Origin of the sequence: Leptothoe sp. EHU-05/26/07-4, from assembly GCF_043421015.1 — a bacterium.
GTDB lineage: Bacteria > Cyanobacteriota > Cyanobacteriia > Phormidesmidales > Phormidesmidaceae > Leptothoe > Leptothoe turfae.
Genome location: NZ_JAXSQV010000003.1, coordinates 531,126 through 545,053, shown reverse-complemented (window position 1 = coordinate 545,053; position 13,928 = coordinate 531,126). Strand labels below are relative to the sequence as shown.

8 protein-coding genes are annotated in these 13,928 nt (G+C 45.9%); 5 read left to right on the top strand and 3 right to left on the bottom strand.

What is annotated here, in order from left to right:
* Nucleotides 1-7: 7 nt before the first annotated feature.
* The 5 genes from U2F10_RS10150 (at nucleotide 8) to U2F10_RS10130 (ending at nucleotide 6,618) form a co-directional block, all read left to right on the top strand.
* Entirely contained in the window at nucleotides 8-1,387 is a 1,380-nt protein-coding gene (locus U2F10_RS10150) for an efflux RND transporter periplasmic adaptor subunit (RefSeq protein ID WP_499866533.1), read from the top strand.
* A gap of 40 nt (nucleotides 1,388-1,427) precedes the next feature.
* The gene (locus U2F10_RS10145; protein ID WP_163698341.1) at nucleotides 1,428-2,657 is read left to right on the top strand and encodes an ABC transporter permease; all 1,230 of its coding nucleotides are present in this window, start codon (nucleotides 1,428-1,430) and stop codon (nucleotides 2,655-2,657) included.
* Between the two features lie 13 nt (nucleotides 2,658-2,670).
* Nucleotides 2,671-3,405, top strand: a complete 735-nt coding sequence (locus U2F10_RS10140; protein ID WP_499871932.1) for an ABC transporter ATP-binding protein — start codon at nucleotides 2,671-2,673, stop codon at nucleotides 3,403-3,405.
* A 441-nt stretch (nucleotides 3,406-3,846) separates the two neighbouring features.
* Entirely contained in the window at nucleotides 3,847-5,385 is a 1,539-nt protein-coding gene (locus tag U2F10_RS10135) for a glutamate-cysteine ligase family protein (RefSeq protein WP_499871930.1), read from the top strand.
* Nucleotides 5,386-5,424: 39 nt separating this feature from the next.
* Entirely contained in the window at nucleotides 5,425-6,618 is a 1,194-nt protein-coding gene (locus U2F10_RS10130) for an ATP-grasp domain-containing protein (RefSeq protein ID WP_499871929.1), read from the top strand.
* A 137-nt stretch (nucleotides 6,619-6,755) separates the two neighbouring features.
* Here U2F10_RS10130 and U2F10_RS10125 read toward each other — a convergent pair whose 3' ends face one another.
* The 3 genes from U2F10_RS10125 to U2F10_RS10115 form a co-directional block, all read right to left on the bottom strand.
* On the bottom strand, nucleotides 6,756-9,182 hold the full coding sequence (locus U2F10_RS10125) for an EAL domain-containing protein (protein WP_163669314.1): 2,427 nt from the start codon (nucleotides 9,180-9,182) through the stop codon (nucleotides 6,756-6,758).
* Between the two features lie 163 nt (nucleotides 9,183-9,345).
* A complete protein-coding gene (locus tag U2F10_RS10120; protein WP_250565135.1) occupies nucleotides 9,346-9,819 on the bottom strand; it encodes a response regulator in 474 nt (157 codons plus the stop codon).
* Entirely contained in the window at nucleotides 9,800-13,429 is a 3,630-nt protein-coding gene (locus tag U2F10_RS10115; RefSeq protein ID WP_499872350.1) for a PAS domain S-box protein, read from the bottom strand. The genes U2F10_RS10120 and U2F10_RS10115 overlap by 20 nt, the downstream gene beginning before the upstream one ends.
* Between the last annotated feature and the right edge of the window lie 499 nt (nucleotides 13,430-13,928).

The following is a 13,928-nucleotide window of genomic DNA, read 5'->3' as shown; positions in this document are numbered from 1 at the left end:
TCTTGCTATGGATGATCACACTGACGCGACTAGTACACTAGCGATCGCAACCGAAGCACTCCATGCCACATCCCCCATATCATCTGAGAAAAAAAGGCCTCGCCGTTGGTTTCTTTGGCTGAGGAGAGCACTGTTCCTCAGCTTACTGTTACGTCTGGGGGTGGGCATAGTATTACGCTTGCCATCTATGCCTCGCGGCCATAATCAGGCAGGGTCACTGGAATCGTTGACGGTACCGGTAACCCATGGGCCTCTAGCAGTGAGGATTGAGGGTAATGGCACGGTCATTTCAAAGGACACCGTGAACCTCAGCCCAAAAACAACGGGTCGTCTGGCCAATCTCGATGTCCAGCAGGGTGATCGCGTGGAGGCAGGTCAGGTGGTTGCCCGCATGGAAATCGGGAGTTTAGCCGCTGAGCTACAGCAACGAAAAGCACAGCTTGATCAGGCTCAAGCTGATTATGCCAGAATTGTAGCCGGTAATCGAGAGGAAGATATCCTTCAGGCTGAAGCTCGTTTGGTGGCAGCCCAATCCCAGGTTGATCTGACGACAACTCGTCTGGAGCGGTTTGAGGATCTAGCCCGTCAGGGGGCGATTTCCCAAAATGATTTAGATCAGTATGTGAATGAAGCCCAAAGTGCTGTGGCAAATTTTAATGAAGTACAACAACAGCTTAAGGAAACCACCAACGGCTCGCGTCCCGAAGACATTGCAGCGGCAGCAGCCAATGTAGCAGCGGCTCAAGCGCAAATTGAGGTGATTGAAACGGAATTGGCAGACGCGAATATCCTGGCCCCCTTTGCTGGGTATGTAACCCAAACCTATGCCACCATTGGCGCAATTGTCACACCTACCACCACCGCATCCGCCACCGCATCCGCCACCTCCAGTTCCATTTTGGCCTTATCCTCAGGTCTCGAAGTTGAGGTGGATATCTTAGAAGCCAACATTGGCCAAATTCAGGTGGGCCAATCAGTGGAGATTGTCGCAGAGGCATTTCCCAACCAGGTCTATACAGGTCGGGTGCAACGGATTGCTCCAGAGGCGATTATTGAAAACAATATCACCACATTTCAGGTGGTTGTTGAGCTATTGACGGGCACTGATCAACTGCGATCGGGTATGACGGTGGATGCCACTTTTATGGGTGAGACCTTAACAGATGCTTTAATGGTGCCAACTGTTGCGATCGCCACCCAAGACGGACAGCTGGGCGTGCAAATGCCAGATAGTGAGGGCAATGCTGAGTTTCAACCGGTTACTGTCGGTATCACCCAGGCAGGGAGTACTCAAATTGTTGAAGGCCTAGAAGCAGGGGAGCGAATTTTTCTGGAACTGCCACCGGAGGAACAACGCCCTGGTCAATCTGGTTTTCCTTTACCTTAGCTGGTGACAAATTCAATTCACTCTCACACCTTTGAAACCAATGGGACTTAATGTTCTTGAAAATGCCAAGATGGCCTTTAAGACCCTGGCGGCCAACAAACTGCAAAGTGGTCTTACCATGCTAGGTATTATCATCGGCAACGCCTCTGTTATTGCCATGGTGGCAGCCGGAGAAGCGGCCCAAGGGTTTGTCACGGCACAGTTTGAATCCTTAGGCACCAATCTGTTGTTTATTACCCCTGGTGATGCCCAGCGGGGGCCGCTTGCCGGTACAACTCAGGCAGATACCCTGACGCTGGCGGATGCTGAGGCGATTACTCAAGAAGTATTGGCTGTTAGTGCGATCGCACCTCAAAAAAATACGCGGTTACGCATTACCCAGGGGGCCGCCGAGACCCAGGCCAATGTGACAGGAACTACACCAGACTACCAGGTTGTGCGAGATATCCAGATCGCCCAAGGACAGTTCTTGAATCCGATTGATGTCCAAACTAATTTACGGGTCGCTGTTCTCGGTAGTGAAACCGCTCGCACATTATTTGGAAATCAAGATCCGGTCGGTCGCAAAATTCGCATTAGTAACCTGAGCTTTACGGTTAGCGGCGTTGTGGAAGAGCGCGGTTCTTCATTTGGCCAAAACCAGGATGAGCTAGTCTACATCCCAATCAATGTGATGGTGAGCCAGTTAACAGGGCAAGAGACCGGCAAGATTAGCCCAACGGTGCAGGTGATTTCAATTTCTCTGGAAAGCCCAGACACAACTAATGCAGCCGTTTATCAAATTAGAAATTTGTTGCGTCTGCGCCACAACATTTTGCAAGGGGACGATGACTTTGCAGTACAAAGCCAGCAGGAATTGTTGGAGAGGTCTAGCAGCATCACAGATATTCTGGTGCTAGTGCTGGGGTTTACTGCCGGTATCTCCTTGTTAGTCGGGGGCATTGGCATCATGAATATCATGTTGGTTTCGGTGACAGAACGCACGGGGGAAATTGGTCTCCGTAAGGCAATCGGGGCCACTGGGACAGATATTCTGGCCCAGTTCACCATTGAGGCTGTTATCCTGGCGGCAACGGGCGGCATGATTGGTATTGGTGTGGGGCTTCTTGGAGTGGTGGGTCTGACATTGTTTAGCCCCTTGGAGGCTGGGGTCAGCCTGAACGCTGTGATAGTTTCGTTTACCGTGTCGGGCAGTATTGGTTTGATTTTTGGCATTGCGCCTGCCCAGAGAGCGGCAAATCTTGATCCGATTGTGGCCCTGCGGAGTTAGAACAACACATGCTATGAGCCATCTTATTCAACTGCAAAACCTATCTAAAACCTACGGCATAGGCGATCTCCAGGTGTATGCCTTGAAGGCTGTTGATCTGACCATAAATTCAGGAGACTATTGCACCATTATGGGGCCATCTGGCTCAGGAAAGTCAACGATGATGAATATGATTGGTTGTCTTGATCGTCCTACCCAGGGGGACTATTGGCTGGATGGTGTGAAGATCTCACAACTAACTGCTAAGCAATTGGCTGGCATTCGGAATCGTAAAATTGGTTTTATTTTTCAACAGTTTCATTTGCTCCATCAGCTGACAGCCGTAGAAAATGTTGTTCTGCCCATGGTCTATGCGGGGGTGCCTGCTGGCGAACGGGAGTCACGGGCCATGGCGGCATTGCAGCGGGTGGGTCTAGGGGACAGGCTAGGCAATCGGCCTAATCAACTCTCTGGCGGACAACAGCAACGAGTAGCGATCGCACGGGCCATCGTCAATCAACCCAAATTGCTCCTGGCCGATGAACCGACGGGGGCTCTGGACTCTCAGATGAGCCAGGAAATCATGGATATCTTTGCCGAGCTGAACCAGCAGGGCATGACCCTGGTGATGGTCACCCATGATCCGGAAGTCGCCCAGCGCTGTCGACGTACCATTACCTTTCGGGATGGGAGTGTTTTACAGGACTCGCACCACCAACCATCTCGCTCTATTCCCAGTGATTTAGCCCCAGGGCCATCTAATACCTAAGTCGAACTTTTAAAGACAGTCTCTGGGCAAACGCATCTTCATTGAGGCTCAAGTGGCGGGGAATATGACCTGTACGCTGGCCTACCTCGAATTTTTGCAATCTCAGTTTCCAGACCAATGCTTGATTGTGTTGTGGCATGGTGCCAGTTACTATTGGGGGGTATGGGCAACGAGCTCAATTCAAGTCTGCCAGCCCCCAATAGCGGATTCATTTCATTCGCTTTGCCCCCAATGGTCCAAATCAAAATCCGAGTCAACACATGTGGTTGTAGGCAAAGACTTGGGTCAGACATATAGCTGAATTGAAACCTCCATTTACAGTGCTTTATGCCCTTTCTGGATATTTTTGTGCACCCGAAATCTTTGATTTCCCGAACATGTAAATATACGAGATATTATCACCAACCAACTAGGTAGAGGCTATACAGAAGACGTGTAAAAATGACAAGTGTAATTTATCTCGAAGAAAACGGCCCATGGTTATCTAGTTTGGGCGATGTTTATGAGTTTTATGAACAATCTTTATCTAGCAATACGGTTAGTCCACAAACCTATGGTTTTGAGGTAGAGTTCTACGCTTTACAACAGCAAAGCGATTATGCAGGACATCTGGCTAATGTCGCTCAAGTTCAGCGTGTATTAGATGATTTAAAGGTTTCGAATACGGATTCCAGCGATGCTGTTTATACACTAGACCTGGCTCAACAATTAGAATTTGCCTCTGCCCCCCGCGATTCTATCACTGCGCTCTATCAGCATGGTCAAGAAGCCGAGCAATTACTGCAAAAAACAACTGAGCGTCATGGCCTTAGACCATCAGCATTATCTGTTCACCCTAGCGCCAATTGGTCCGATCCAGACTACATTAACCATATTGATCAAGAGCTAATTTCTGATGAACGCACCCAACTAGTCATTCCATGCTTTCAGCGTAGCATCGACAGTGCAAAACAACCGTACTCTGCCCATGATCTTTTGGCAACCTGCGGTATCCATACCACATTTGCGATTCACAACAAAATAGTACTCGAAGAAACACTAACCCTTGTTGGTGCAGTAACCTCACTCATTGCTGCGGTCAATCATGCTAGTCCGTTTTCCTATTTTGAGAATGCACAAAATTCTGTCCGTGAACTCTTATGGGATGCAAGCCTCACTCGCAGTGATAACCGTTTTGGTTTGCCACCGCAGCTTTCTGGTGCAGTGACCCTCGATGATGTCATCACACATATCATCAATCAACCGATGTGGTATGGCATTGACCAATACAATAATCTTCATGAGATTGCTAAACCAGTTACATTTGCCGATCTCATACGAACTGGCGGTATACATCTTGACGATACGTTTATTGCACCAACATTAGAGCAATATATCAATCATTCCCGCACCTGTTATAACAGTTACCGTGTGAAACCAACCTTTGCTGCTGATGGCATGATGTGTCTCACGGAGTTCCGAATTCCCGACGGTGGTGGCATGGGCAAAGCTGTCATGAATGTGGCGCTTATTCATGGCTTGACCCATAGTGCCGAAGCCCGTGGCCAATTCCGTCAGATTTTAGAGCGTTATGGTTTGCTTGATGTTACAGATAGTAAACAAGATGCGTATGAACGCAATAAGATTTTGCAGCAGAACTTATTAAAAAATAGTCTCTACGGAACAACTTTACCCTACAGAGGAGAAACTGCCATCACAGTTTGGCAAGAAATTATTGATTTGGCCTGTCATGAATTATCTGCTAAAGAAGATACACCAGAAATTCAACAAGTTTTGAACAAACTACAGGCAACAACCTATGTGAGTGAAGCAGAACAGCATCGTAAGTCCTTACAACGACTCGATATCGATCCGCAACAGCTTAGTAAACCGCACTATGCCGACAAGTTAGATCTGTTAACGGGCTATGCCCAGTTTGGGGAATACTACGAACTACCGCCTGCTCGTGTACTCTATCATCGGGCCGGGGACGGGCGGTAATGGTTTTCTATGACCCACAAAGTCTTTATCTTTAATTCCATGATGCAGAAAAATGTGTTATTCATCACTGACCCTATTGATTCCTTAGAGCCAGGGCACGATACCTCATTGGGTTTGATGGAAGCTGCCATTAAACATGGCGATCGAGTGTTTGTCACCACCCCTAAAGACTTCGTGATTAACTCCGACAGCCATGTTGGTAATATATATGCCGCTGTTCGAGAAGTCACTAGCTTTGTGAAACAGCAACATCCAACCAAAAATAAAAGGGTCTCAGCACCTATTACTAATGGCACTGTTGTCAATATGACACTTAATTACCCACCTGGAAGCAGCGCAGGTAAAAACTCTATTGCGGCACCAGTTGCGGTTTTGCAGCGGCAGGATGACCGTAGTGACTGGTCAACCCAGCAAATTGCCACCAGGCTACATCCCAAGATTTGTGTCCTCAATGGTGGTGAAGCCACTTTAAGCACAGAAGACAAAATTGCAATCGTCACAGATTTTCCAGATCTTTGCCCACCCAGTATGATCACTGCCAACGCAGATAAACTGATTGGGTTTGCAGAGCACATGAAGTATGAAGGTGATCAAAAACTGGTGCTTAAGGCGACCCAGAGTTATGGTGGCAACGATGTTAAAATCATTCAATTAACAGATGTAAATTGGCAGCAGCAAATACGAGACTATACGCAGGAAAAAAACGCAACTAAACGTCCTATGATTGTTGCCCAAAAATTTCTGTCCGATGTTAAGAATGGCGATATGCGTATTTTCTATATCAATGGTAAACCCATTGCCGCTGTAAATCGTGTCCCCTCCCATGAAGAAACCCTAGCAAATATGGCTCAAGGCGGCATTGGCATTGCTGTTCCGCTGAGAAATATCTCACCAACTACTATGGCAGCCGTGCATCAGGTTGTTGACTGGGGTAAAAGACAAGGGATTGTTATTGTTGGCATTGATGTAATTGGGCAGGACAGACCCTATATTACTGAGCTTAACCCAGGTTCGCCAACCGGACTGATTGAAGCTCAAGAGCAGTTGGGCCAAGATGTCTGCAGTGAAGCTTGGGTTGCGATCAAAGAAGCTATTCATGAGCATCAAATAGCCCATGGAAATCTTTTATCCTTACACTGGCAGTTTATCTCAGAGCTATTTCAGCATCCAGGTTCCTACCTTGCTAACGTTACTGCGTTAGCACAGCGATGGCTTATTACAAGGTTCTCTTAGACGTTTGCTAGCTTTTAAGTCTTTAAAGAAATTACATGAAAAGGTAGATGTATACCTTATACGAACACCGTTTCACCCATAATCATTGGTGCGCTCTGCTCGGTGGATTGTCACTAGTGCCCATGGGATGAGAGAGTTTATGTACAAGCAATAATTTGTGCTAGATAACTTTCTACCTTTGTCGCTGGCAAGGGTTTAGAAAATAGATATCCCTGGCCTGCATCACATCCCAGTTCATGTAATTCAGTCAGCTGCTCATGGGCTTCAACCCCTTCGGCAATGGTGTTAAACCCTAATGCTTTAGCCAGGTTTACAATCGCACTCGTAATTCTAAAATTGCGATCGCTATTATTTAACCCATCGACAAAAGAACGATCGATCTTAATTGTTGAGATCGGAAATTGTTGCAAATATCGCAGAGAGGAAAACCCAGTGCCGAAGTCATCAAGACTCAGTTCAATACCTCGATTACAAATCAACTTCATAATTTCAGTGGCCGCTTGGGTATTTTGAATGAGACTACTTTCAGTGATTTCTAATTTGAGACATTGTGGATCCAATTGAGTCTCTGTCAGGATAGTATCAAGGGTGTAAATTAGAGACGGATTCCGAAACTGTTGACCAGACAGATTAACACTTAAGTATACATCCATCGTCACCTTTCCCTTAGCTTGCCAGGTTTTTAACTGCTTACAAGCATTTCGTAAAACCCATTCGTCTATGACATTAATTTGTCCTGTTTCTTCAGCAATGGGGATGAATTCAGAGGCTGGGATAAGACCTTGGTCTGGGTGATGCCAGCGCAATAGAACCTCAAATCCTTTCAGTTGATGGGGAGGATTAAGATTGACCAGGGGTTGATAATACAAGCAAAACTCTTGTGTTTTTATGGCTTTTCGCAACGCTGTTTCGATTTCTACTAAACGCAGGGTTTGAAGATACATCGTTTGATCAAAGATGGCGTAGCTTGATTTTCCCTGGCTTTTAGCCCGATACATAGCAATGTCGGCATCGCGGATAATGTCATCAACTGATTGATACGATAAATTGGAAAAAACAACACCAATACTAGCACTGGTAAAGATTTCCCGAGCCCCCAATTGAAAAGATTTTTGTAACTCCTTTTGTAGGCGATATACCGTCTTTAAAGCATCATTCAGATGATCTAGTTTTTCTAGCAGAATCAGAAACTCATCACCCCCCAAGCGCGCCACGCCATCTATCCCTCTGACTACCGCCTTCAGCCTTTGGGAGACCTGAATCAGTAGCTGGTCACCCACTAGATGCCCAAGGCTATCATTGATATACTTAAAGTTATCGAGATCCACAAACAGAACCGCAAAATGTTCATGGGGCTGCCGTTTCTGGTGCTCGATGGCAAGTTCCAGGCGGTTTAAACAACAGACTCGGTTATCCAAGCCAGTTAAACTGTCGTGTAATGTTTCGTAAGTTAAACGGGCTGCAGACGCCTTGCGTTGAGTAATATCGCGCCCACTACCGTACAATAAATTCTCTTGGGGGAATGGCACTAGATTCCAGGCTATCCAATGATAAGTTCCATCTTTTGATCGCACTTGAAATTCCAGCCCATTGATGTCTTGTCCCTGGGCTAGGGTATCCTGTAAATCCTGTTTACTATGCTGATCTTCGGGAAGCATGAATTGCCAGAAAGACTGGCCTAACAAATCATCAGCGGCATAACCCAATGTAGCCAACCAGGAAGGATTGATGCGCTTAAATACACCGTCTGCGTCTGCAATAAATAATAAATCAATCGCAAGGTTGAAAAAACGATCGCGTTCTAGCTCAGCTTGCTTACGTTCGGTAATATCATGAATCATGCCAAATCGTAGGGTTTGTTGTTGCGCTTTGACCCATGACTCAGACAATAACACTGTTCGATCTAGCCCTATGGAAGATTCCAGGGACAGCTCAGTTTTGAATGTAGAGTTTTTTTGTGTTTGACGGTTTTGGTTTCCCTGGGATAACAATTGTTGCAATATTGGAGATTGCAGTGGGTCTAGTGGTTGTCCCAATGTTGGTTTAGCTGGGTGGGTGCAAAGTTGTCTAAGGGATTGATTTAAAAACAGTAACGCTCCCTCTTCAGTCGCCATATATACACCATCATGAATACTCTGAAGCACATGGGTTAATAAGCATATTTCCGCTGCCGCTTGAGTGCGTTCTATCGCATGCAAGATTGAACGTTCCAGGAGTGGGCCGGTCAACAGGTTACCTTTAACTAAATAGTCTGAGGCTCCCATCGCCATACATTGACGATCGATATCGTAGTTGCTTAACCCTGTCAAAAGGATCACTGGCTTACGTAGACCAGATTCTACAGCGGCTTGCAATAGCTCTAAGCCAGTTTTTGCCCCTAAACGATAGTCCAATAAATAAACATCATAAAAATCAGCATGTAGGGCCTCAAGGCCAGCTTGAAAAGTATTTACCCAGTTCAACTCAAAGGATGCTTGTTCTGAGTCTTGTAATAAGTCTCGGGTAACAATATAATCATCTTCATCGTCGTCGATTAGTAAGACTTGGTATGACAAATCACTCATTGTTATCATTTTCCTAAGATCCGTGACGATAAGAGTTGAGTCTTTAAGATGGATAACCTCTGATAGGAAACCTTTCAGTGCTTTAGATTTCTAGCGCTCTTAAGAGGTTGCAAAGCTGAATGCATAAGGTATAAAAACGTTGACATGTACTTCAAAGAGTGTCTTAAGGCCTTGATGCTGAGCTGACCTCATCTGGCAAATGTACAATTTGAAACCAGTATGTACCAAGGGTTTTCATAATATCAACCATGGATTGAAAGCCCACAGGTTTAGTAATAAATGAGTTAGCACCCAAATCATAGGTTTTTAAAATATCTTCTTCGGCTTTAGATGTGGTTAATACTACGACTGGAATACTGCGTAGTACAGGATCCTTCTTAATCTCTTCCAGGGCTTCACGACCATCTTTGCGAGGCATATTCAGGTCCAATAAAATTAACGTGGGACGGGGTGCAACATCAGGGTCACTGTAGTTTCCTCGTTGATATAGATAATCCATCAGGTCTTCCCCATCTTCAACGAAATACAGCTCGTTAGCAACTCGATTTTCGGCTAAGGCTTCCTGGGTAAAAAGGCGATCGTCCTCATCGTCGTCGGCCATTAGAATAATCGCAGGTTTACTCCGTTGTTGAGACATTCTCCTCTCCTTGGGAATGATGAACTGGTAAGGTGGCGATAAATGTGGCTCCTTCTCCAGGCTGACTTTCTGCCCGGAGTATTCCCCCGTGACGGTGAATCACCTTACGACAAATTGCTAAACCAATACCACTGCCCTCATAGGCTTTGCGTCCGTGAAGGCGCTGAAATGGCTGAAAAATGCGATCGCAATACTTAACATCAAAACCTATTCCATTGTCGATCACTCGTAATTCACAAAATTCTTTTCCTCCCGTAAAATAACTCCGCATCCTCACCTGAACCTGGGGTACTACATCTGGTTTATGAAACTTGAGGGCATTCCCGACAAGATTTTGAAAGACCTGTTGCATTTGCATGCGGTCAGCATCAATGATCGGTAACGGGTCCACATCTACGGTAGCCCCAGTTTGCTCAATGCGAACCTCTAAATCCGATAAAACCCCTGCCATAACTTGTGATAAGTCTGTGGGGGTAAAGGGTTTAGCCTGCGTTGTCACCCTCGAAAAGCTAAGCAAATCATTAATCAGCGCCTGGGCACGCACTGCCGCATTTAGCATTCGTGCCAAATAGTCTTGCCCTTTCTCAGAAAGCCGATCTTGACAGGTATGGCTTAAGCGATCGCCAAAGACTTGTACTTTCCGCAGAGGTTCCTGGAGATCATGGGAAGCCACATAGGCAAAATCCTGGAGTTCTTGGTTACTTTCCCCTAGGCGTTGGGTAGTAAGTTGCAACGCCTGAATCACTTGCTGACGCCTTTTCACTTCGGCCTTAAGTTGATCCTCTGCCGCCTTACGGGCCGAAATATCTCGCATAATTTTTGAGCCCCCAATCACCTGGCCAGTTCGATCCCTTAGGGGGGAAATGGTCAGCGACACGTCTAAAAGCGTACCGTTTTTATGACGACGAACCGTTTCAAAATGGTCAATGCTCTTGCCCTGAGTGATCTGTGCAAGAATATAAACTTCTTCAGAAATCCGATCATTTGGGAAAAGCATGGTGATCGGTTGTCCGATTGCTTCTGATGCTGAATACCCCAGAAGTTTTTCTGCTCCTACATTCCAACTGGTAATGGAACAATTGAGATCCTTGGTAATGATGGCGTCTTCGGTAGACTCCACCACCGCAGCCAGCAACCGAGCCGTTTGTAGCGATCGATAATGCTGCATTGTGTGCCAGACCAGATTGGAAATCAACTGCACCGTCTCAACATCCATATCGGTGTAGCTGCTGTCCTTGTTGCCAACTCCTGTGAGCATCACGACTTTGCCATTTTCAATGACAGGAATACTCAGGAGGCAACTAAGGTGCTCATGATTTTGCAATAATCCTTGTGTTTGAAGAAAGTCTTGTTCTTGTCGAGCGGGACCACAGGCATAATTGCAAATTATAGACTTGCGCTGATGTAGAACATCAGCCAAAATCCCCGCCTGATTAATTGGCAGACCAGCCTTAGCGACGGTATTACCAAAGTCAGTTAAGGTTTGCTGCCCCCCACCCATCAATTCAAAGGTTGCTTGATCCTCATAGACAAGATAAAGGAATGCGACCTGACTACCCGTCAGGTTTTTGGCAATGTCCTGGGCCTGTTGTATAAATTCATGTTCATTCAATTGCTCAGCTAGCTGAGATAGCTCTAGCAAAGCCTCTGCCCGACATGTCTGGTGGGTCAGGGCTAACTCAGCCGCATGGATTTCTGAGATATCTCGCACGCTGACGACAGCCCCGGTAATCGTTCCATCTACTTCGTGATAAGGGGCATAGGTAACATCCAGATACTGCTGTTGCTGTCGCTCATCAGGCAGGGAAAATAGACTTTGGTAGTGAACTGTTTCCCCTGCAAAGGTGCGATCAAGATTAGGTTTAATAGTTTGCAAAAATACGCCCTCGCCCAGAAGCTCTGCTACGGAATGACCAATAATCTCGGCTTTGGATTTACCAAATTTTTGAGCATAGGCATCATTGACCATGGAATAGATGTAATGGCAATCCACAAATGACATATGGTCGGGTGTAGTACACACCGCACGCTCATAGAGACGCAGCATTTCTTCCGTTTGTTTGCGAGCAGTGATATCTTCTATCACCTCAATAAAATAATCCGGCTCACCATTCTGAAGCCTTACCAAGGAAACCGTCACATGGGCCCACATAAGAGTTCCATTCTTTCGGATATAGCGTTTTTCCATGGAGAAGGTCTGAATCTGATTTGTAAGAACCTGCTGTGTATAGTGCAGGTCATGCTCCACATCCTCTAGGTAGGTAATGTCTTGAAACGTAAGGTTTAAAAGTTCTTGTTGTGAATAGCCAAGAATTTCACAGTAGCGCTGATTAAGACGAATAAATTGCCTGGTGATAGCAAGATGTGCAATGCCTACCGCCGCTTGCTCAAACGTGTTTCGAAACAGGGCCTCTTTTTGCGCAACTTCATCTGTAGCAGCTTTCAGTCGAAGTTCTGTTTGTTTACGCTCGGTAATATTAGTCAGACACCCTATATAGCCGATCACTTCATGGGCGTGATTGAATTCTGGGACCGCTTTCTCATATACCCAAGTCACTGGGCCTGATGGATTTCCAAATCGATATTCCACTTGAAAGGGAAGATTCTGGCTAGTAGCGTTATGCCATTCTGCCAAAATAACGTCTCGATCCTCTGGATAGATAGCCTGAATCCATCCTGCTCCTAACATTTTCTCCGAGGGCAACCGGGCAATCTCGCATAAATGTTTGTTGACATAAATACAACTTCCCTCAGTATTTGCCCGAAAAATGCCTACGGGAGCCGTAGCCGCAAGGCTAGCAAAGCGTTCTTCACTCGCCATCAACTGGTGTTCGGCCTGTTTACGATCGGTGATGTCGTAGTTTGTCCCAATCATACGAATAGGGGTTCCCTCGTCATCCCGTTGCACTAGGCCATCCGCTTTCATATAGCGAATTACGCCATCGGCATGAACTACCCGAAATTCAATGTCATAGACGGCTTCATTGCGTAAAGCACGCTGTATAGCAGCTTCTGCATGCGGTCGATCCTCTGGATGAACACGCTTTGCCCAGGCTGAGTAATCTCGCTCAAACGCTTCCGGTGTAGTGCCATAGAGTTCATAGAACCGACTATCCCAGATCAATTTATTGTGAGTGATGTTCCAATCCCAAATACCAATGCCCACTGCCTCCAGAGCTAAGTCTAGCCGGGTCGATAATTCTCGTAGCTCTACTTCAGCTTGTCTACGCTCAGCGATTTCCTGTTCCAATTGTTGATTTAAGGCTTCTAGCTTAGCTGGGGTACGTAAGTCTAGAGCTTCAGGTAGCATGGGGATGAGGGCAATCGCAGTATACGTAGAAATACCGGCTGTCATCGCCTTAAGAACACCAGAAACCCAATAGTCTGAATGCCATAGGGTCCAGACCTCAACTAAATGTGTAGTACCACATAAAAAAATACATGCTGCAAAAAGCAGAAATATTTTATAAAAGGGGATACTCTCACGCTTTTTCAGGAAACAGACTAAGGTGATGGCAATAGAATAGTAAGCCAGCCCAATGAAAGTGTCTGATACTAAATGTAAGCCAACCAGACTGGGCCTCCACCCATAGCAGTAGCCATGGGGCATATATTGGCTAAGCCATGAAATACTCAACATTTTGGAGAACAACCCTTGACTTTCTCAAATTGAACTCAATACGCTCCTAATTATTAATTTATTTTGATTAATATTCCCATCCTCAGACAGCCTAAACTTGTCTATACCAATCTCATAACACGTCAACTTTTCCGCTAAAAAGCCAGAATTAGCCACCTTTTCAGCCTTCCAAGAAAGCATTGCCTACCCTTGCAAGGAATTAAAATAAATTCACAAAAGGATTTTATTCGTCTTATTCGTTTGTGGAGAAGATTCAATGCCTTTGGCGTGTATACTTTTGAGGGTGAGAAAGAACATAAATCTGTTGCTGCCCTTCAAGAACAAAACGTTGAATACTTGATGAGATTGGCACTTATACCCTTTAGGTTGATTACATTCAAGAAGCTTAGTAACTATGGTCGTAGTGTGAGTCATGCACCGCTTACCCTCTTTGGTAGGTGCTAAACCCATCATTTGATGAGACTATGAT

Bases quoted from the DNA above. Each gene is read 5' to 3' on its own strand.
- U2F10_RS10140 (WP_499871932.1), top strand. From the start codon at position 2,671: ATGAGCCATCTTATTCAACTGCAAAACCTATCTAAAACCTACGGCATA.
- U2F10_RS10135 (WP_499871930.1), top strand. From the start codon at position 3,847: ATGACAAGTGTAATTTATCTCGAAGAAAACGGCCCATGGTTATCTAGT.
- U2F10_RS10125 (WP_163669314.1), bottom strand. From the start codon at position 9,182: ATGAGTGATTTGTCATACCAAGTCTTACTAATCGACGACGATGAAGAT.
- U2F10_RS10120 (WP_250565135.1), bottom strand. From the start codon at position 9,819: ATGTCTCAACAACGGAGTAAACCTGCGATTATTCTAATGGCCGACGAC.
- U2F10_RS10115 (WP_499872350.1), bottom strand. From the start codon at position 13,429: ATGCCCCATGGCTACTGCTATGGGTGGAGGCCCAGTCTGGTTGGCTTA.
- U2F10_RS10150 (WP_499866533.1), top strand. From the start codon at position 8: ATGGATGATCACACTGACGCGACTAGTACACTAGCGATCGCAACCGAA.
- U2F10_RS10130 (WP_499871929.1), top strand. From the start codon at position 5,425: ATGATGCAGAAAAATGTGTTATTCATCACTGACCCTATTGATTCCTTA.
- U2F10_RS10145 (WP_163698341.1), top strand. From the start codon at position 1,428: ATGGGACTTAATGTTCTTGAAAATGCCAAGATGGCCTTTAAGACCCTG.